The sequence below is a fragment of the Anabaena sp. WA102 genome (assembly GCF_001277295.1).
GTDB classification, from domain to species: Bacteria; Cyanobacteriota; Cyanobacteriia; order Cyanobacteriales; family Nostocaceae; genus Dolichospermum; species Dolichospermum heterosporum.
The window spans coordinates 2853782-2876179 of the sequence record NZ_CP011456.1; the positions used below are offsets into that span (position 1 = coordinate 2853782).

The window sequence follows — 22398 nt, forward strand, 5'->3', positions numbered from 1 at the left end:
GCGCAAAGGTTGAATTTATTAATTTCAATTCGGCAATGTCAGATTTTTTAGGGTTTCCAATTTGCTAATAGGTTGTAAGCATTCAGCCGTCAGCGAACAGTGATCAGCATTCTGAATATTACAGCAAATTGTCATCAAACCTGGAACAAGAACCCCACCCCCAACCCCCTCCCCGCAAGCGATGAGGGGGCTAGGATGTACACCCCTAAAATGTGGTTTTAGCTGACTGCTGACTGCTGACCACTGATAGCTGAATGCTTACAATAGGTTGGGGTAATTGGTGGGTGTGGGGAAGATTTTTTGCCATGTTTGTTGGCGTTGTTGGGGTTTTTCTTGGCTCATGTTCCAGAGGGTTTCGTAGAAGAAGAAGGAAACGCCGGCAAATTTTCGCTCTCGCACTTTTTCTATTTGGGTTTTGATTTGTTCCATTGAAATTGAGCGATTTTTTAACCCACTTAAAATGCCAATGCTGACGGGAATATGAGTTTGGGCTTGTTTGACTTCTGGATATTCTAATTCGTTGATAAAAACGTTTAAATCATTGCGATAAATCTGTATAACTAGGTCTTCAACTATTCCCATTCTTTCCCATTTCTGCCAATCCGCTAGGAAGTATTCGTAGGAAAAACGCTGGGGATTAGGAGCAACGGAAACGATACAATCTTTTTTATTAGCTTTAATTACTGTAAATACCCGTTTCATAAAGTCGGTAATTTTGTTCGCTCTCCAATTTACCCATTCTGGATCTTTGAAGTCTGTGGGAGGAAGTTTTCCTTGGTGTTCTTTTTTGTATAATGCTGTGGTGTAGGCATCATATCCTAGTTCTGATGGTAATCCGAAATGGTCATCAAATTGAATCCCGTCAATGTCATAGTTTTTGACTATTTCTACTATCAAATCTTGGATAAATTGTTGCACTTCGGGACGAAAGGGATTTAACCAAACTCGGTTATGTATGCCTTCTTTGACTATTTTTGTGCCATCTCTGCGGTTTGTCAACCAAGTAGGACGATTTTTAGCGAGAAGTGAATCAGCAGGTGCCATAAAGCCAAATTCAAACCAGGGTATCACTGTTAAACCTTGTTTATGTCCCTCGGTGACTATCTCTTTGAGCATATCTCGCTTTTGGAGTCCGGGGGTAGGGTCAACTGCTTTACCAATGACTTTGGCTGCGACTTTGCTAGGATAAAGGGTATATCCCCAATTCCAGACGGCGGGATAAACGGTATTAAAATTAAATTGCTGTAATGTTCGTAAACTTTGTTTTAGTCTGTTGCTCTCAAATAAAACGTCACTATCAATATTTGTTAACCATACTCCCCGTAATTCTGTGGATTTAGGAATTTGAGCATTTAGGGGGAATGATAGCATGAGGAAAGCAACCATACTCACGGCCATCATAGCTGCTAAAAATCCCAGTTTTCTAGTTTGACGTTGCCATTTTAGGAATATTTTTTTCATTGGTTATACTATTTTAGATTGTTAAATTTACTGTATTATGCTTTGTAGTGTAATGCACCATTCTAAATCTTGACCTACTAAGTAGGTGGACACAATAAAACCAAACTGTGTAAAGAAACGTAAAATCGCTGAAAACTTCTTCACTCTTGCCTCTTGCCTCTTGCCTTTTGCCTTGCCATAACGACAATTTTCAACGCCAACCTACTTACATCGTTATAAGTCTCACAAAAATGCACAATCGGGCTTAAAAAAATGGCGTGTGATTTGTCTACGCAAATATAGTGTTTATTTATGACCCACAGTTACACAACGAAATACCAATGTATTTCCAAAGAAAATAAGCTAGAATCGGGACGACACGAAAGGACAGTGGGTGGAAAATATAAATATGGCAATTACAGTAGAAAAATCACTTAATTTGCAAAATGGTCCTAATTGGCCATCCTTTGAAAAGTTTCGCACAGAAGGTGGAAAAGCTCTTGAATCTGTAAAAAGTGGGACAGTTGCCACATTAAATACTAAAACTGGACAATACCGCATTCTTGAAGAACAGGATTTTCAAAGTCTATTAGGTTTAGCTCGTGATGTTGATCGTTTGCGCGGAGGGTTGCGTGTAATATCTCACTCTGTGCGTGTTGTACAAAAACATCGTGATGTTGAGAGCATTGATTTATTAATAGAAGCAATTGCTATGTTAGGAGGTTTACCTGAACTTCCAACTCGTAATAGTTTCGAGCCTTTAATGCCAGAAGATGGTATAGATGTAGATGAGGATGATGAAGTAAATCTCGATCCTACTACAATTAAAAGACCTCTTAATTATTAGAGGTTTACTCATGAGTACAATTCTCATTGATAGATATTAGGGTCGTTATCAAGTTATCAATGACCCTAATATTATTACTATATAGATGACCGCATTTTTACTTCATCTTCACCAGCACGAACTAGAATTGAGCGAACCATTGAGCCAAAAATACGCCATCCTACTAGACTTAAACTTGCGTGTCGTTGCGCTAACAGCAAATCATCTAAATGTATTTGTACTATTCCATCAAATAGTAATGAATTTCCAACTATATCAGATGAATCATCCGCAAAGGGTGGAAGATACATCCGCTGTGTGGATGTAAACTGTAACAATTGCGAAAGAGTTGTTTTGGCTTCTGAATTTTGATTACTTATGGGTTGAACGCGCAGTAATGCTGCATATTTGCGTCTATCTTTCACGAGATCGCAAGTAGAACTAGCTATTGCAAACTTGGTATTTTCAATACGCTCTCCTAGAAAGTAAGCTGCATTTGTACTTACGATGTCACCTTGTAAAAGTGTAAAGGAGTCTTTTTCTGGATCTGCCAAACCCCTTGCAACAACATCCTGATAATAAATTGGCTCACGAATAAGTGCCTGATTAAATACATCTTGACGATATTTTGTCTTCTTGAGATTTTTAGAAAATTGTTGGATAGTTTTAATAGCCTGATCATCATGAGAATAATTTTGTAAATATCTTTCTAGTTCTGGTAAATCTTTTGGTATGTTTGTTTCTGCTTCTGAAAGCAATTCATTTTGACTATTATTTGTAGTTTGATTCATATTTTTATATTTAGAGATTTCTACGGTATAAAATCATCTTCTATATCCTATCATAAGTAGGTGAACACAATAAAACCAATCTGTGTAAAGAAAAGTAAAATCGCCCAAACCCTCTTGCCTCTTGCCTTGCTATAACGACAATTTTCAACGCCAACCTACTTAGACAGAGTAATTTATGGTAAATTCCAGAAGAAATTGACAATTAAGTATTTCAAACCCATGCAAGTGGGTTTTGCTTAAAAAAATCAAACAAATAATGCGCCATTTCTAACTTAGAACAAGCTGGAATTTCTACCTCTCTTCCTTCTTTATCTAAAAACACCGCTTGATTATTATCACTCCCAAAACCACTATCAACTTTATCAATAGGATTCGCTACAATTGCGTCTAATTTCTTTCTTTGCAATTTCTCTTTTGCAGGAGTAATAATATCCCCAGTTTGTGCTGCAAAACCAATTAAATATTGATGGGGTTGTTTACGATTTCCCAGTTCAGCGACAATATCTGGTACTGCTGCTAGGGGAAGATTTTCGGGGAGCGATCGCTTGGGCAATTTTTCGCTACTATAATCTTTAGGCTTTACATCTGCAACTGCGGCTGACATGATAATGATATCTGCATTGGCTAAATGCTTGAACATCACCTGCTGCATTTCCTCTGCACTCACAACCGCAATTGCTTCTACTCCCAAAGGTACATCCCAATTCGCCGGACAATGGACTAATATTACCTTTGCGCCTCGGTGCAGTGCTGCCTGTGCCAATGCTAAACCCATTTTACCAGTTGAGGGATTGCCAATAAATCGCACCGGATCTAAATATTCTCGCGTTCCCCCAGCACTGATTAAAACCTGTTTCCCAGCTAAATCTCTGTTTCCTTGGGTGTGTAATAAAGATTGAATATAAACAAATATTTCTGCCGCTTCTGCCATTCTACCAGCACCAATGCGATCGCAAGCCAACAACCCAGAACCAGTTTCCATACCATAAAATCTGCTATCTGTCAATAGCTGCTGCCAATTTCTTTGTACTGCTACCTGTTCCCACATATCTGTATTCATAGCTGGTGCTAACAACACGGGACAAGTAGAAGCGAGAACAGTATTTGTTAATAAGTTATCTGCCATACCATAAGCTAACTTAGCCAAAGTGTTAGCAGTTAAAGGCGCAATTACAATTAAATCAGCCCATTCACCCAATTCGATATGTAATGGACGAGAATAAATTGGTTGCCAAAAATCATCATCTATATAAGCTTGATGACGGGATAGAGTGGCTAAAGTTAAAGGAGTAATAAATTCTTGGGCAGATTTAGTGAGAATTACTCGCACTTCTACCCCAGATTTAAACAGTGTTGAAACCAATTCACAAACTTTATAGGCGGCAATACCACCGCCTATAGCAATTAGGACTCTTTTTGATTGGGTATTTATAGATGATGGCATTATCTCTTTATTTTAATTAGTATTTTAGGAGGAACTTGATTTTCAGTAATCGGAAATCCATGATAGGTAGGATAACCCTGTTCATCAAAAGTATTATCTGAATGAAACACATAGAATTGATCTGTTTCTTTATGAAATCCATAACGTTTTTCACTATTTTCATTACTATTCCCCACAGAAATATTTAAAACTTTTTGAGCTTCTTTATCTGTTAAATTCATAGGAGTAGCATTTTCCCAATATCCTTTAGGATCATGTTTAGAATGAAGTTTATAACGAGGATATATTTTTCTAGCTTGTTTAATTTCAGTTAAATTTTTTATGCTTCTATTTTCTAGCGAACTTGTACCTTCTTGAAATTCAACTTCAATATTTTCTTGAATAAAATCAGGATTGTTTTGTAAACTAATTAATATTCCTTGAAGTTGAGCAGCACCAGCCAATGAAGTTGATGAAACACATTTTTTTTGATAAAAACATTGACAATCATCTATTAAATTTTGTAAATCTATAAAAGGACCTTTACTTAAAAGTCTCAGTAAAATCATTGCGATTTTTTGCTGCTCAGATTTTTTGGATTTAATTGTGGTTAAAATCCATTCATGTACTGTTAAATTTGCAGATAATTTTTGAGAAGCAAAACTACTATGAGTTTGGATGGGATCACTATTTTGAAGAACACTGATTTGTTGAATAATTTCTAAAATATTTTTCATTAATTCATCAGCTTCATAATCATTGGTAGCTTGTGCAATAAAAGCAAGCTCATTAATCAAAAAGTGCATTTATAATAACTCCATTAAATCCTTCTCAGCTTGATCAAAAAAACCATCCGGCCATTTATCAATTCCTCCATCTGGATAAATTCGAGGTGTAATGATCTCTGTTATTGGTTGTCCTTTTTGTAGATATCTTTCAAAGTAGTTAATTTGCACTTTTTCAGCATCAAGTTTCTTATATTTTACTGCTTTACGAATACCATTGAGAACATGATCGCTATGAGTTTCTAAGATTATTTGAATACCACAACTTGCTGCTAAAGCAATTAATTCTCCCATCTTAGATTGTCCTCTAGGATGAAGATGAGCTTCTGGGTTCTCTAACAAAATCAATGTGTCTGAAGTAGCAGATAATATAGCGACAATAATTGGTAAAGTGTAGGTAATTCCAAAACCTACGTTAGTTGAACGATAGGAATTGTTATCTTCATAATAATACTGTAAATTTACTACATCCATTGCTGAATGTAATTCTATATCAATTCCTGTTCCAGGACTAATTTCGCCAAGCCAAGCTTCTACTTGATTTCCTAACTGATGAGACTTTATTGATTCATGTGATAGTTCACTATTTGGAATTATTTTACCTTCATTTATAAACAAAAAATGAGCAGTAAATTCACCTTGACTTCCAACCTGTTGATGTTGTCTGACTTGAAAATCAGACATTTGGAAATAATTTCTAGGTGCTATTCTTTCTGCTTTTAAATAATGAAATTTATCGGTAAAAAGACTTGAATTATAAATTTTTTCATCAATATTTGACAATGAAGATATTTGCATTACATCTGATGGACGATCATAATCAAAAACCCAAGTACCTTGAATGGTATTATCCATCACAATTTCCAAAGTCATTGAATCTTCTTTTGCTCTCTTAAATAGAGCATCTTGGGCTGTACCTATAGAAACTAAATCACCATTTAGTGCTAAACCTACATTATCTAATAAATTTTGTTGAGAAGATTGACGAAGTAGTAATAAAGATTGCAGTAAAGAAGATTTACCAGTGCTATTTAATCCAGAAAGTAATGTTAATGGTTTTAAAGAAAAAGACTGATTTTCAAATGGTTTAAAATTTTTTAAAGTCAAAGAACTTAACATGATAAAACCTCTTGAACTATTTGATCAATTTGTTCAAACCGATATTGAACTTTACTAGAAACTTGAGACACAGATTTAAGAAAATTAGAATCCTCTTTCATCTTTTGTATAAATTTTTCTTTTAATATTTCTTTATTTTTGATTAATATTTCAATTTGTTCTGGATTTAATTGACTTAATGTTACTGACCAAGCCTCAAAAAGAGATTTATTTACAGGAGAGCTTAAATATTTCCGAAAAGCAGCATTTTCAAAAATATTATAAGCTGCTTGCATTGCAATAGTAAACTGATTTTCTATTGTTTTTATCAAATTAGAGTCTATTTTGTTTAATCTTTTCATAGTTTCATGTAAAAAATAGTTGCGACCTTTATTTACTGGATAATCTTTATAACTGGTTAAAATAAAAGCAATAAAACCCAATACAAATTCATGATCATCCATACGTTGTTTTTTCTTTTTGCTTAGATTTATTACTCTTTTAAATTCTGGTAAATTAGCAAGGTTTTTGAGAATTTGTATCGGTTTACCAGGATTCATAGCTTGGCGGAGTTCTTGATTATTAAGAGGTAATCCACCCGTATTAATTCTTTGAAAAATATTATATTTAACTTCATCAGGAGTTCCGGGTTCAATTAAATAAACTGTTAATTCTGTTTCATCTATTCGTCTTTGATAATGACGAGGTAAATCATCATATTTTTTATTTTCTAAATCTTTAAGAAATTGTAATCCAGTTAATTTAAGCGGTTTATTCTTCGTATTTTTATCTTCTTCTTTATTAAGAAGAAACTCTTTAAATGTGCTGATTCTTTGTAAACCATCTATAATAATCCATTTATCATCATCTGTTGCATCTATATAAAATGCTGGAAGTGGAATCCGAATTAAAAGAGACTCGATTAAACGGCTTTTCGCTATATTTGTCCAAATATCTGCCTGACGCTGAAAATCAGGAGCTAAATCAATTTCATCATGCTTAATTCTTTTAAGAAGCAAATCCATTGTCATCGGTTTAGTTTTAACCCTGATTTTAGTCGGATCAAATGGTTCTAAATTTTCATCATCATCATCTTCAAATTTAAACTCATTTTCTAAATCATCTTCTTGATCTAGCAATTCCATCTGTTGATTATTAAGTTTATTTGTTTCCATATATGACAAATGCTACTAAAAATTTACTTAGGCAGAATTAGATATCATTAAATCATAATACCAAATAAATTATCTGGGCGTTGATTGAATAGAATTTTCAACGACTTATGAACAGTAATCTCACTGAGTAGTAGAACTTTTATTAAATTCGCTATTGAGGCAAAACGCATCTAAATTAAATTATGCAAGCAAAATCAGGATTTAGCATGGCTAAACCCTGAGCGACTACTTTTGATCTAAAATTCTTAGGCTTCGTCGTAAGCTTCTAAATCTAAGAGGTGGATATAGGCTTCAACTAACTCTGGACGCTGAAAAGCGATCGCCCGCAGTAGATGCCAATCATTCAAACCCTCAAAAGCATTACTATAGTTATCTAATTCCAGACGTGTAGCCAAATCTTTTACCTCTGTCGCCGTCATAGCAGAAATTTCTGTTTTGGAAATGCTTAGAGTTTTCATAATGCTTGCCCCTCCCTTTTGCAGCGCTTACATTCAGCTTAGGGTGGAGTTGCTTCCACCTGTTCTATCTTACTCATTAACGAGCATGAAATTTGTAAAAATTCTTGTGATTTTTACCAGAATTTGGAAAATTTTTGTAACTAAACCTAACCAATTGTGTTAAGAACAAAAGTTCGTAGCACTTCTAACATTTGTAAATTAATTTCATGTCCCGTTGCAAATTCATGATACTCCACAGCTACGCCTAGAGATTGTGCCATTTCTCTCGACTTAATCGCCGCTTGTAGGGGGACTACTTCATCCCTTGTACCGTGCATGATTAATGTCGGCGGAAAATTGCCTTGATTCAGCGTTGCTACGTCAGGATGTAGATAGCCACTTATCACTACCAACCCAGCCAGGGGTAAGCTTAATCCTACATCTAAAGTCATCGCCCCACCTTGAGAGAATCCGCTCAAAATTGTGCGTGATAACGGTACACCCGTATTACTTTCTAAAGAGAGCAACCAATCTATGAGTAGTTGTTTACTTTGGGTTAATCCATCATACATATTTTCTGTCCGCAGATCATACCATGCCTTACCCGTATCAGCATAAGGATAAGGATAGGGAGCATTGGGGAGAAGAAACTCGTAATCAGGTAAATTGACATAAGGAATCAAAGATGCAACATCTTGGGCATTTGCACCCCAACCATGTAAAGTAACGATTAAAGCATCTGGTGTTTTTCCTGCTGGTGGAGAAACTCTGATGAAGTCTAATGTTTGAGTCATGGGTAATTGAGTTAAGAATTAATGCAGATACAGTATACCGCGTCTTAATCCAGTACACATTTCCTAACTTTTTTCGTTCTTCTGGAAGTTTTTATATTTTGCCGTATTCACAGAGTGATATTGCATAATGACAGCATGAATTATGCTTTGCGCCAAGAAGCAAAGGCGCAAAGTTTAATACCAATTTTATGTGAGGTTACACAGAATTATGAAATCCATGAATTCATCCGTCTCTATCTGCGGTCAATAAGTCCCGAAATTTTATTCTATGCAGCTTCATCTTAATTTACACTCTCCCTTGGGGTATATATTAAATAGGGAAGTAAAATAAAAAAATAATATTGGGATGGGGATATGGTGACATTAAATATTGATGATTTACAAGAAGTTGATAAATTTCGGAATTTACAATTAACATTACGCGATCGCTGGCAAACTAGCGAGTTATTCGACAATAGTGAAGCGGATATTTTAATTGTTCCTTCTTTGAGTATAGATCAAGGAGAATTACTCAAGGTAGAAGGATGTGAGCATTATGAAGAAAGATTACTTTTCTCCTTAATGCGGTTAAGAAATCCCCGCACTAGGTTAATTTATGTGACATCAATGCCACTTCATCCTAGTATTATTGATTATTATCTGCAATTACTTCCGGGTATTCCTTTCTCTCATGCTCGTCATCGCTTATTATTACTTTCTACCTATGATGCTTCTTTAAAACCCCTCAGTCAAAAAATATTAGAACGTCCTCGATTATTGGAAAGAATTTACAAGGCTTTGCGCTTAGATAAGGCTTTTATGGTATGTTATAATTCCACTTTTTGGGAAGCGCAATTATCTTTAAAGTTGGGTGTACCTTTATATGCTGCTGCACCAGATTTGCAAATTTGGGGAACAAAGAGCGGCAGTAGACAGATTTTTCAAGAAAGTAATGTCCCACTTCCCGACGGTAGTGAGTTAGTCAGGAATTGTGAAGACTTAGCAAATGTTGCGGCTGATTTATGGGAACGTCAACCGACATTACAAAGAATGGTAATTAAGTTGAATGAAGGTTTTTCTGGGGAAGGGAATGCACTGTTAGATTTACGGGAAATAATGGATGTTGCACCGGGAAAAGCTGATCATAGTCAAAGAGTAACAGCAATTAGCGATCGCTTACTGCATTTACGGTTTCAATCTTTACAAGAAACCTGGGCAAATTTTTCTCGGCGCATTCCTGAATTAGGGGCAATAGTGGAAGCTTTTATCGAAGGAGAAATCAAACATTCACCCAGTGTACAAGGCAGAATTACACCCAATGGAGAAGTAGAAATTATTTCTACCCATGACCAAATTTTAGGCGGACCAGACGGACAAATTTATATAGGTTGTCGCTTTCCTGCGGATGCAAATTATCGCTGTGAATTACAGGAATTAGGTTTAAGAGTTGGAAATAAATTAGCGGAAAAAGGAGCTTTAGAAAGATTTGCCGTTGATTTTGTCACTGTAGATCGAGGTCATGGTAAATGGGATATTCAAGCCATTGAAATTAATCTTCGTAAAGGGGGAACAACTCACCCATTTATGACTTTAAAATTACTAACTAATGGACGTTATGATTTATCCACTGGATTATTTTATAGTCAACAAGGCAGACCTAAATATTATATTGCCACAGATAATTTACAAAAACCTAGTTATCAGGGATTATTACCTAATGACTTAATGGATATTATCGCTCACCACAGGTTACATTTTGATAGCGGCACAGAAACAGGTACAGTTTTTCATCTCATGGGTTGTCTTTCCCAATTTGGTAAATTAGGATTAACCAGTATTGGTGATTCACCCCAAGAAGCGGAAGATATTTATCACAAGGTTATTGAGGTTCTTGATCAAGAAACCAGCGGTGATCATAATAATCATTCTATCTTTACTGATTATAATTTTCCCATCACTGGAGATGGATATAGTTGCTAATAAAAAGATAAAATTATGACATCAGATCATTTTCAAATTATCTTATCCTCTTGTTGGTTAGCTGGTTTGCTTGTATCTATCTAAAGACATTTAAAAGCTAATAATTTTCTACAAAAGAGCTTGAATATAAAAGTTTTTTGCTTGATTTACATGAATATCTAGAACTAAAGTGAAATAGACGCTAAAATCGATCCAGCCTTTGTATTTTCGTGGTTTTGACCCAGATAACTCAGAGTGCGGTTCACTGCATAAATCCCCATTGTCAACGTCCCTATCCTCAACCTTGGGGAAACAAATTCTGTAACAGTTGTGGCGCACCGCTGCATCTGTTAGACCGCTATTTCTCTCTTAAACCTCTCGGTGCGGGGGGATTTGCCCAAATTTACACAATTTGGGATGAAAAGACACAGACAGAAAAAGTGCTAAAGGTGCTAGTTGAAACTTCACCCAAGGCGCTGGAATTATTTATTCAAGAAGCGGAAGTTTTAAGTAGTTTCCGCAACTCCGGCGTGCCTAAAGTTGAGGCTGATGGCTATTTTCAAGTTAACTTAATTAATCCTAAACCCCATCAATTACCTTGTTTGGTGATGGAAAAAATCAATGGCTACACTTTAGAGGAAGTATTAATAAATTCTCCTCAAGGTTGTTCCGAAGATTTGGTAGTCGGTTGGTTTATTCAAGCTGTATTGATTTTACAGGAGTTACATAAACGCCAAATTATTCACCGCGATATCAAACCTTCTAATTTGATGTTGCGGACTTCCACACCAGTATCTCCTGCCAAAAGTGATCAATTGGTGCTAATTGATTTTGGTGGTGCTAAACAATTTAGTGGGTCAGTTTTGCGATCGCACCCCACTTCTACACGCTTGTACTCTGCCGGCTATAGTCCCCAGGAACAAATTCGCGGCGGTAATATTGGACCAGGGGCAGATTTTTATGCGTTGGGACGGACAATGATTCAACTACTTACCGCCAAATATCCATCCGAATTGGAAGATAGTTTAACTGGAAAATTGCGTTGGCGAAATTATCGGCAGATTAAGCCAGAGTTAGCGGATTTAATTGATGAAATGGTAGAAGATGATGTGCGATTACGTCCAGCAAATGCAGCTATTATTCATAAACGGTTATTAAGTATCGCTTCCCCCTCTCCACAGCAAAATTTATTCAGTAGTACGGGTAAATCTGTTGTCCAATCCATCACTGAATTTACCCAAGCTATAAGTAATACTACTTTATTGATAATTCAGGGAATATACAAATTTTTATCCGCTTGTTTGGCAACTATTTGGGTAATGATCCTGACGAGTATCTGCGCGGGAATCGGGACTATGATTGGGTTTTTCCTAGCTTACCATACCAGTTTAGGCGATCGCTGGCTAGAATTACTAACCTATCCATTACCAACATTAGTCGAAAAACAACCTTATATAGCCGCAGAAAGTATAGTTTATGGTTTTGCAGGTTTGGGAACAGGTTGGGGATTAACCTTATCAGGGTGTTTTGGGCAAAAGCGGCGGTTTCTCATCACAGCCTTAATGGGCTTAATTGGCTACAGTTTAGGCTGGATAGCTTGTCAATTCATCACCACTCCAAATCCGGCGGAAAGCTTAGTCACATGGATTTTAATCTCACTTCCCCTATTAACCCTTGGTTTAGGTCTTCGCAGTCATCAAATCGCCTACGCTGTCATTGCAGGTTTAGGAAGTGCCAACCTCATAGCCATTTTCGTGCGTTTAGGGTTAGGACTACATTTATTCCATTTTTCCAGTCAACCACAAGGGCTGGATATATTTTCACCCATAGGTTTTTTTAGTTTAGTGAGTATCTTAATCAGCTTTTCCCTGAGTATAAGCCATTACCTAATTGTCCCTTGCTTACGCTGGTTAGGTTGGCGATAACAATTAAAAATTCTTGAAACCCTTGTAGAGACGTTCCATGGAACGTCTCTACGATCTTTTTAGGAGATGTCTTTTGTAATCCCCCTAGTGGAATATTTTTATTTTTATATAAGATTCCTACGGGCAAAAACAATACTAAAATAAAGATAATACCCTAAAACAGAGCTTTTTGCCCAGTTTATCACTAATATGAGTAATACCAATTTTTGGAAACCTGCTTACCAGCGATTCAAACCAGAAGAACCTCTGGCTACATCTGAAGAGTTGCAAAATTTCTACGTCCCCAGAGATAATAGTCCTGTAGACCAGCTTGTTAGTTTATTGGAAATGGAAGATGATCCAGCAAAATTTTTACTGGCGGGTCATCGAGGTGGCGGTAAAACTACTGAACTGCGACGATTAGAACAAAAATTAGGAAATACACATACTGTTATTTGGATAGATACCCAAACAGCGTTAGATAGATATAACATTGGCTATGCTGAAGTTGTAGTTTTGATTGGTTTGCAAATTGCACAGCAAGCTATTAAATCTAATTGGTTATTTAAAAAAGATAAATTATTAACAAGATTACAGGACGCACTCAAGACAGTAGTTTATCAAGATAAAGGTACTCATACTGAAGGTTTGGGAATGCCAGAATTTATCGAAAAAGCAGGATTAATTCTCAAACGTGGCTTAACTAGAGAAATAACTAAAACCGTTAATGTTCGTCCAAAATTAACGGAAATTATTGATAGCGTTAATGAGATTATTATCGCTGCTGAAAAAGAAAATAACCAAAAATTATTTATTATTGTTGATGGACTAGATAGACATGATTTAGTTACAGCTTTGGATATGTTTTCTAGTTCATTGCTGACAGAATTAAGCTGTCATATTATCTATGCAATTCCCATTGCTTTGCGATATTCGCCGAACTTTAGACAACCAATGGAAAGCTTTCAAAAATGTTTGGATTTGAATAATCCTCCCGTTTTTGAATGTGATAATAATCTATGTCCTACAAATAACCCTGATCATATAGGCAGACAAACTCTCGTGAATATAATTAATAAACGTCTCGATAGCTTAGGCTATGATTATCAAGGTTTATTTACACCTGATGCCTTAGAACTGATTTGTGAAAAAAGCGGTGGTGTGATTCGAGATTTAGTGAGATTAGCGCGGACTGCTTGTGAAATCGGACTGCGAAAAAGATTGAAGTTAGTAGATTTGGACACTGCAAAATCAGCAGTGCAAGAAGTTCGCAGAGAATATAATTTAGATGATTATCAATATCCCGAAATTCATTCAGTACATATTACTGGAAAGTTAACCTCTAAAACCCATAGTTTACCACAAAAAGGCGAATTTATTATTTGTGATGAGCTTTTACAAAACAAACTCGTTTTGGGTTATTACAATTCTAGACAAAAATCTTGGTTTGATATTAATCCTATTTTGATAGAGGATTTACAACGTTGGCAAGAAGCTAACAATTTTCTGTAAAAATGTAACTATTCTAGAAACCTTACTATAGAAAATTGCTGGCAAATGAAGTATAGAAATTAATAATAAAACTCTGGTGGGGTGGGCATCTTGCCTGCCATTGTGTATGGTCATGAAACATCCTGTAATTTAAACTGGTGCTAACTATGCTTTCTGATGACTCCAATTATATTTTGACCGAAGCTGATAAAGAAGAATTAGAAAAATTAGTCAGCATCTTAGAACTTTCCAGTGGAACAACAATTATTTTTGCTGTTACACCAGAAAGTAGTCCTCAACATTTGGTTGTGCAACAGCTACAAGAAGATTTAAAAAAATGCGAAGAAAAATTTACTTTTGACAACTTTTTTTATAGTGAAAATTCTTTTCATAACTTCTTATATAGTTTAGATGAAAATGTGCAACCAGAGCGCAAATTAATTATGGCATTTGGTCTTGATCAATTGCCTACAGATAGATTGTTTAGAGAAATGCAGTGTTTAAACTTAGGACGAGAAGAGTTATTTGGTAGAAACTTAATATTAATTCTTTGGTTGAATCAAATTAAATTTTTAGATGAGTTTCGTCACCGTGCGCCGGATTTTTGGGATTGGCGAGAAAAGGTAGTACAATTTGAAACTCGTAATCCTTTACTTTATATTTATTTAGAATGGCTAATTGCTGAAAATTCCTATCTCAAAATGAGTGGTGTAATGCAAGTAAATCGTCAAGTTGATATTTTCCTTGACCAGATTTATGTTTCTCTGCAAGCACAACGACGACAAGAAATCATTGATAATTCTGAACTTGAAGCACTAACTGTTTTAAAATCTCCCTCTAATTTTAGTCGAGTTAAAGGAATAGGAATTGATTTTGATGATTGGGATGAATCTCACTATTATGAACCTATAAGAGAAAAAACCACATCTATTTCTAGTACCAAAATCATTACCGAAAAGGTTGAATTATCCCACGCAGTAAAAGCAAATTCTTACAGCGTCATTTTAGGCGCTCCTGGTGCGGGTAAAACTACTCTTTTACGTTATTTAGCTCTGCATTTTGCCACAGCTAAAAGGGATGATCAAGAAACGGTAATTGGTGGGGAAGCAAAGGAAGATTTAGGAAAAACTCTCCTTCCTATTTTTTTTCGTATTGCTGATTATGCAGAAAAACTAAAACAACAACCAAATTTAACTTTAACTGAATATTTACGCCAATTTTATCGTCAGTGGGAAGCTCATTTTCAAACACAAGGAGAAATGGGAACTGAGGTATCAGCATTTTTATTAGATGCTATGCGTCAGGGAAAATGCTTGATGTTGCTAGATGGTTTAGATGAAGTATTTGATCAGGAAAGCCGCAGACAAATTGTAGAATCTATTAATCAGTTTGTTAATGATTTTTCTAATAATAAATATGTAATTACTAGCCGCATTGCTGGTTATCGTGATGTGCAATTAAGCAGCCGTTTTGCTGAATATATGATTGAAGATATGAGCAGCGAAAAGGTAGAACAGTTTTTATATCGCTGGTGTCGAACAGCAGAAAAAGCACAACAACCAGATGCTAATGAAGAACAATTACAAAGAAAAGGAAATGAGCAAGCACAAAATATTTTAAACGCAATTCAAGAAAGTGAAGGTGTGAAGCGTTTAACAGCAAATCCCTTACTTTTAACTATTTTGGCACTGATTCACCGCAATGGGGAACGTTTACCTAACCGTCGGGTGAGGTTATATGAGTTAGCAGTGCAAACTTTGATAGAAGATTGGCAACTTAGTAAAAAATTACCAGATGCGCCAAAAGTCGTATTAAGAGAAACTGAAGTAGTAGAACTTTTAGCACCTTTAGCATATTGGATGCACGAAGAAAAGCCTTCTGGTTTAGTAACAGAAACGGAAGTGCAACAGCAACTAGCAACCAAAATAGCAGAACTAAATGATGCTGAACCAGAATCAGATTTAGTGCGTCAAGCTGTAGGAGAATTTCTGCGGAAAGTGAGGGAAACAACAGGTTTATTTGTGGAACGCGCACCTGGTGTTTATGGTTTTATGCACCTGACTTTTGAAGAATATTTTGCGGCTCGTTATATTGCAGATAATGACCAAAGTAAAATTCAAGAACTAATTCAACAACATCTCCATGAACCACGCTGGAATGAGCCAATTTTGTTGTCTTTAGGGTATTACGGAATTCATTCTCCTGGACAAGTTAAGAAATTAATAGATCAATTATTTAGCAATTTACAAGATTATCAACCTGCACTACAACATGGTGAGATAAAAATAAAAACCTCTGCTGATAATACAATTATTATTTACTTAAAAGCAGAAGATGATTCAGCAGAAATATTAAAAAATATAGAATTTAATTTGCAAGATTTATTTTTTGCAGGACAAGTTATTGCTGAAGTTGAAGTTAGTAATATTTTCCGCAAAAATGTTATTGAAAAATTAGTTATTACTTACATTGGTATAGATGATGATTTTGACAATGATCTAATTAAGCAACTCCTGCGAACACTACGAAAAATTGAACTATTTTATCAGAAAGGTGAAGTCATAGCCAAATTAACAGAAGTAGCTAATGATGTAAGCCTATCTCCAGAAATGCAGATTAAAGCAAAAACAGCTATTTTGTATGTTGCTTGCGGTCAATCAGTAGGATTAGATAATTATGTAACAAAAATTGTTAATCAATTAGAATCTTCGCTTTTTGATAGTATTAGAAATTTGGTAAAAGAACTGGGTGAAGAAATGACACCTAACCTAGAAATTAGCCGTCAATTTCATAATCATGATGAAAGTTATAAAATGGCATTAATTTTTATCACTGCGATGTCTTATGTCAGAAAAGAAAATTATGATAAAGCTATTACAATTTTTGAAGATATAGACCAAAAATCAAATAATAGTCTTAAATCATTTATTTATTGGTCTTTGGCTATATGTTATAAAGAGAAAGAAAATTATGATAAAGCTAATGAATATTATGATAAATGCAAAATAGCTGATGATAATCTATCAAATACATCATTTATTTTTTGGAGAAATTGGGGTTGGTGTCAGAAATCAAACAGCAAACATGAACAATCACTTGATTACTACCAAAATGCACTAAATATTATTAATAAAATTCAACATTTCAAATATAAAGCAAGCTGTCTTTTCAGTATAGGCAGAGTTTATCAAGATTGGGGTAAATACGAACAGGCAATCAGTTACCACGAACAAAGTCGGGAACTTTATCAACAATTAGGTAAAGAGAAAGATGTAGCTGATTTGTGGTATAATTTGGCTGATTGCTATAGAAAATGGGGAAAATATCAACAAGCTGTTGATTGTGAAAACCAAGATTTAGCTATTCGTCAGCAGTTGGATGACCAAGTTAATATTGCTGATGCTTACTTTCAGCTAGGAACGATTTATCAAGGTTGGGGAAAATACGAACAAGCAATAAATTACCACGAACAAAGTCGGGAACTTTATCAACAATTAGGTAAAGAGAAAGATGTAGCTAATCAGTGGTATAACCTAGCTGTTTGCTATAGAGAATGGGGAAAATATCAACAAGCTGTTGATTGTGAAAATCAAGATTTAGCTATTCGTCAGCAGTTGGATGACCAAGTTAATATTGCTGATGCTTATAGGCAACTAGGAAGGATTTATCAAGATTGGGGTAAATACGAACAGGCAATCAGTTACTACGAACAAAGTCGGGAACTTTATCAACAATTAGGTAAAGATGAAAATGTTGCTAATTTGTGGTATTGGCTGGCTGATTGCTATAGAGAATGGGGAAAATATCAACAAGCTGTTGATTGTGAAAACCAAGATTTAGCTATTCGTCAGCAGTTGGATGACCAAGTTAATATTGCTGATGCTTATTTTCAACTAGGAAAGATTTATCAAGATTGGGGTAAATACGAACAGGCAATCAGTTACTACGAACAAAGTCGGGAACTTTATCAACAATTAGGTAAGGAAAAAAATGCAGCTAACCAGTGGTATTGGCTGGCTGATTGCTATAGAGAATGGGGAAAATATCAGCAAGCTGTTGATTGTGAAAACCAAGATTTAGCTATTCGTCAGCAGTTGGATGACCAAGTTAATATTGCTGATGCTTATAGGCAACTAGGAAGGATTTATCAAGATTGGGGTAAATACGAACAGGCAATCAGTTACTACGAACAAAGTCGGGAACTTTATCAACAATTAGGTAAAGATGAAAATGTTGCTAATTTGTGGTATTGGATAGCTGTTTGCTATAGAGAATGGGGAAAATATCAGCAAGCTGTTGATTGTGAAAACCAAGATTTAGCAATTCGTCAGCAGTTGGATGACCAAGATAGAATTGCTCTTGCTTACTATCAGCTAGGAAGAATTTATCAAGGTTGGGGTAAATACGAACAAGCAATCAGTTACTACGAACAAAGCCGGCAACTTTATCAACAATTAGGTAAGGAAACATCTGTAGCTAATATGTGGTATAATCTGGCTGATTGCTATAGAGAATGGGGAAAATATCAGCAAGCTGTTGATTGTGAAAACCAAGATTTAGCTATTTGTCAGCAGTTGAATGACCAAGTTAATATTGCTGATGCTTACTATCAGCTAGGAAGAATTTATCAAGGTTGGGGTAAATACGAACAGGCAATAAGTTACTACGAACAAAGTCGGGAACTTTATCAACAATTAGATAAAGATGAGAATGCAGCTACACGGTTACGACAAATTGCTAACTGTCAAGTTTTATTAGCCAAAAATACCGCAAACACAACAGAAGTTACTGAATTACTGAAACAAGCTGAGAAAAATATCCACCAAGCTATAGAAATCAATACTCTAGGACAATATCAAGAAAATCTTGCTTACGATTACACTAAACTCAGTTTACTTTATTCAGCACATCTACATCTTTTACCTATTGATAACTCTTCAATACCAGAAAAGATTGCTTTATTTGAGGAATACTATTACAAAGGCTTAACTTATTTTGATGAACTGGGACAAATAGTAAATAAGGCCGAAGAAGCTTTAGATATAGCTCGTGTTTACCTAGAGGTAGAAGTTCTAGAAAATCTTGACCGGAGCGAAGAAATGGCTCAAGAATGTTTACAAGTCTTTCAAGATTACAACCGCCAAAAATTGACAGCTTCAGCATACAAGCTGTTAGGGGAAATTTACCTGAAACGGACACAGCAAAATCAGCCTGATAATCAAGTTATTGCTCATCAGTTTTTAACTCAGAGTTTGCAAATCTATCAAGATTTAGATTTACAGAAACAAGCTGGAGAGATAAGCATGATCCTGGATAATGTATAATTAATTATTAATGATTATTAATAAACACTTGGTGAGAATTAAATGTGCGTGGTTTGAAACCCGTGTAGAGACGTTCCATGGAACGTCTCTACTTTTTTACCAGATGTCTAATTATCAGTTCCCCAAAACACAGATACCCCTGGTTCATTTTTGTTGTGAACCAGAGGTATCTCATAATTGGTAGACTATAAATCTTTCGGTATACTGAAGTTGAAACCAATATACACTCTTTATTCCCATTTGCATAGTTCTGTAATAACAATTTATTTAAGTTTTGTATACTTTTAATTATTTCTTTATATTTAAGATTAATTAAGCCAGCAAATATCCTGTTTTTATTCCCTTGCATTAGCAGCATTTTGGTGATAAATACCGCCTAAATTAGCTAATTCGGCACTTAATGATCGGAAATTAAGTTATTCTGAAGCTTATTTGCAAAAAATATGGAAACATTGAATATGGAACGTACTATTTCATTTTTAGGCATTTGTGTTTTCATCGGTATATGCTACGCTCTGTCCGTGAATCGTCAAGCTGTGCGTTGGCGTACAGTTGCTTGGGGGTTAGGGTGGGAATTTATTTTGGCTATAGTCATTCTCAAAACGGCTTGGGGTTTGAACTTATTTAAATCCTTGGGAAATATTGTTGGTAACTTTTTGGCTTTTTCTGATGTTGGTGCAAAATTCGTCTTTGGTGAAAACTTCAAAGATCATCTGTTTGCTTTTCAAATTCTCCCCACAATTATCTTTTTCTCATCATTTATCAGTATTCTTTATTACTATGGCATTTTGCAAAGAGTTGTCAATGCCCTAGCATGGTTCATGATGAAAACCATGAAAACATCAGGTTCTGAATCTTTATCCTGTGCGGGAAATATCTTCTTGGGACCAACAGAAGCAGCACTCATGGTCAAACCTTACCTAGCAAACATGACAAAATCTGAATTGCACGCCGTCATGACTGGTGGTTTTGCTACCATTGCTGGGGGTGTACTAGGTGCTTATTTGTCCTTTGGGATTCCACCAGAACATTTAATTGCTGCTTTTTTTATGACTTCTCCTGTTGCCTTGATAGTATCAAAAATAATGTATCCAGAAACAGAAGTATCGGAAACTACAGAAAAAGTTAATATAGACATCAAAAGTAATTATGTTAATGTTCTCGATGCAGCCACATCTGGGGCAATTGATGGGGTAAAATTAGCAGTTAATGTTGGGGTAATAATAATTGCTTTTTTGAGTTTATTAGCTGCTGTGAATGCTAGTTTAAGTTGGTTGGGAACGTTGGCAGGTTATCCGCAATTATCCTTAGAAGGGATGTTATCTTTAATTATGTTTCCCGTAGCTTGGTTAATGGGTATACCTTGGGCTGACTGTGGACAAGTTGGAGCATTATTAGGTAAAAAGACGATTCTTAATGAATTTATCGCCTATTTGGATTTAGGAGAACTGATTAAGAAACAAGAAATTTCTCAACGTTCAGCTATTATTACTACCTATGCCTTATGTAATTTTGCTAATATTGGCTCAATTGGCATTACTATTGGTGGAATGACAGGAATAGCACCCAACCGCCAACAAGACTTAGCCCGTATGGGTTTAAGGACTATGATTGGCGGATTATTGGCAGGTTTTATTACTGCGGGAATTGCGGGAATTTTGATTTAGAAATAATTGAAATTACAGGATTTGCTGTAGGGGTAGCGCCCCCGTGCCTACCCCATTCTTATGGAGGTACAAGAACCCCACCCCCAACCCCCTCCCCGCAAGCGATGAGGGGGCTATGATAGATTTTATAGAGACATCCGGTAAGCGTAAAACTCAGTGTCTTTAGACCTGAGATATAAGCGACACGAGGGATTTTAATCCCTGTGGTATGTTACAATTAAATCGTGAGTAAGAATAAAAAAACATCTATGTGTTGAAGCATCCTAGTACGGAGAAATCCCGGCTCATAAGAAACAACGGTTAGGTTCAAGTCCTAACGGCAGTATTGACAAAAAAGAGCGAGTAATGGCAGGGTGTGGAGCGTACCGAGTCTTGGCTTAGTGATGGATTCTGAAAACACTGAAAACAATAAAAGTAAGCGCAATTTCGACACCTTAATTGGCAGTTGTTTTGAGCGTCTAGGCGGCGTTTGGCGGTCGCAGCGAGATTGGATTGGGCTAAACCCTTAATCTAATTCTGTCAGTAGAATCTCAGTGGCTTTAGCCACTGAGAGTGTCAATATTAACTATTTACGTCAGGAAATTGGTCAAGAACGAGGTGGACATATTTCGCCTTTAGCTGCATATAACGAGTTAACAGATAGATTTTTAATTATGGATGTTTCGCGCTATAAATATCCACCTGTTTAGGTAAAAACAGAGTATTTATGGAAAGCAATGAATACAAGTGATGTCGGTGCGGGGAAGACGTGGGGGTTTGTATTGGTGAGTAAGAATAATTGATGTTTATCTACAGGGAACAGGGAACAGGGAACAGGGAACAGGGAACAGGGAACAGGGAACAGGGAACAGGGAACAGGAACAGGGAACAGGGAACAGGGAACAGACAGGGAACAGGGAACAGGGAACAGGGAACAGGGAACAGGGAACAGGGAACAGGGAACAGGGAACAGGGAACAGGGAACAGGGAACAGGGAACAGGGAACAGGGAACAGGGAACAGTTGTTACCAAAACTGTAACAATTGAGAATTTATGAATCTGTGGATGAGATAGTGAACAATTAGGAGATTAGCAACGTCTTTTGCAATAGACACCTGAAAATCTGGAGTAATTGAGGTAAAAGGATGAATTCTGTCACAACCAATTTTCTGCAACGACGTTATGGGGTAAGTTTGGGCAGACGTTATGTTTTAGCAGCCGCTGGTGTTATGCTATTAGGTGCGTTTGCTTCCCGATAGATAACAGCAATAACGTTTTTACTAAATCTTATCTACCCAATGCCGAACTAGGATTTTTACCGGACGA

Annotated in this window: 15 protein-coding genes and 1 pseudogene; 8 read left to right on the top strand and 8 right to left on the bottom strand. The window is 36.0% G+C overall.

The window, feature by feature from the left end:
* Positions 1-258: 258 nt before the first annotated feature.
* Positions 259-1461 (bottom strand): glycoside hydrolase family 10 protein, encoded by a 1203-nt coding sequence (locus AA650_RS12300; protein WP_053539243.1) that lies wholly within the window; start codon positions 1459-1461, stop codon positions 259-261.
* 388 nt (positions 1462-1849) lie between these two features.
* On the opposite strand from AA650_RS12300, the gene AA650_RS12305 reads away from it, so the two are divergent.
* Complete coding sequence (locus AA650_RS12305) at positions 1850-2287, top strand: hypothetical protein (protein ID WP_053539244.1); 438 nt, start codon at positions 1850-1852, stop codon at positions 2285-2287.
* Positions 2288-2364: 77 nt separating this feature from the next.
* Here AA650_RS12305 and AA650_RS12310 read toward each other — a convergent pair whose 3' ends face one another.
* From AA650_RS12310 to AA650_RS12340, 7 genes are all read right to left on the bottom strand, one after another.
* Positions 2365-3057, bottom strand: coding sequence for a hypothetical protein (locus tag AA650_RS12310; RefSeq protein ID WP_081424215.1), 693 nt, complete (start codon positions 3055-3057; stop codon positions 2365-2367).
* 211 nt (positions 3058-3268) lie between these two features.
* On the bottom strand, positions 3269-4501 hold the full coding sequence (coaBC, locus tag AA650_RS12315) for a bifunctional phosphopantothenoylcysteine decarboxylase/phosphopantothenate--cysteine ligase CoaBC (RefSeq protein ID WP_053539245.1): 1233 nt from the start codon (positions 4499-4501) through the stop codon (positions 3269-3271).
* Complete coding sequence (locus AA650_RS12320) at positions 4501-5286, bottom strand: hypothetical protein (protein ID WP_053539246.1); 786 nt, start codon at positions 5284-5286, stop codon at positions 4501-4503. Before AA650_RS12320 ends, coaBC begins: the two co-directional genes overlap by 1 nt.
* Positions 5287-6384, bottom strand: a complete 1098-nt coding sequence (locus tag AA650_RS12325; protein ID WP_053539247.1) for an AAA family ATPase — start codon at positions 6382-6384, stop codon at positions 5287-5289.
* Complete coding sequence (locus AA650_RS12330) at positions 6378-7538, bottom strand: DUF262 domain-containing protein (protein WP_053539248.1); 1161 nt, start codon at positions 7536-7538, stop codon at positions 6378-6380. Before AA650_RS12330 ends, AA650_RS12325 begins: the two co-directional genes overlap by 7 nt.
* A gap of 245 nt (positions 7539-7783) precedes the next feature.
* A complete protein-coding gene (isiD, locus tag AA650_RS12335; protein WP_015078552.1) occupies positions 7784-7996 on the bottom strand; it encodes a protein IsiD in 213 nt (70 codons plus the stop codon).
* Between the two features lie 146 nt (positions 7997-8142).
* Positions 8143-8769, bottom strand: a complete 627-nt coding sequence (locus AA650_RS12340) for an alpha/beta hydrolase (RefSeq protein WP_053539249.1) — start codon at positions 8767-8769, stop codon at positions 8143-8145.
* Between the two features lie 354 nt (positions 8770-9123).
* On the opposite strand from AA650_RS12340, the gene AA650_RS12345 reads away from it, so the two are divergent.
* The 7 genes and pseudogenes from AA650_RS12345 (at position 9124) to AA650_RS12375 (ending at position 22129) form a co-directional block, all read left to right on the top strand.
* Complete coding sequence (locus AA650_RS12345; RefSeq protein WP_053539250.1) at positions 9124-10728, top strand: peptide ligase PGM1-related protein; 1605 nt, start codon at positions 9124-9126, stop codon at positions 10726-10728.
* 215 nt (positions 10729-10943) lie between these two features.
* Entirely contained in the window at positions 10944-12632 is a 1689-nt protein-coding gene (locus tag AA650_RS12350; protein ID WP_053541275.1) for a serine/threonine-protein kinase, read from the top strand.
* Positions 12633-12821: 189 nt separating this feature from the next.
* Entirely contained in the window at positions 12822-14123 is a 1302-nt protein-coding gene (locus tag AA650_RS12355; RefSeq protein ID WP_053539251.1) for a hypothetical protein, read from the top strand.
* 146 nt (positions 14124-14269) lie between these two features.
* Positions 14270-19426 (top strand): tetratricopeptide repeat protein, encoded by a 5157-nt coding sequence (locus AA650_RS12360; protein WP_053539252.1) that lies wholly within the window; start codon positions 14270-14272, stop codon positions 19424-19426.
* Positions 19427-19884: 458 nt separating this feature from the next.
* Entirely contained in the window at positions 19885-21093 is a 1209-nt protein-coding gene (locus tag AA650_RS12370) for a NupC/NupG family nucleoside CNT transporter (protein ID WP_053541276.1), read from the top strand.
* A 554-nt stretch (positions 21094-21647) separates the two neighbouring features.
* Positions 21648-21875: pseudogene (locus AA650_RS26460) on the top strand (phytochelatin synthase family protein); the annotation flags it as partial.
* The gene (locus AA650_RS12375) at positions 21875-22129 is read left to right on the top strand and encodes a hypothetical protein (protein WP_199924467.1); all 255 of its coding nucleotides are present in this window, start codon (positions 21875-21877) and stop codon (positions 22127-22129) included. The pseudogene AA650_RS26460 and the gene AA650_RS12375, both read left to right, overlap by 1 nt.
* Positions 22130-22398 lie beyond the last annotated feature (269 nt).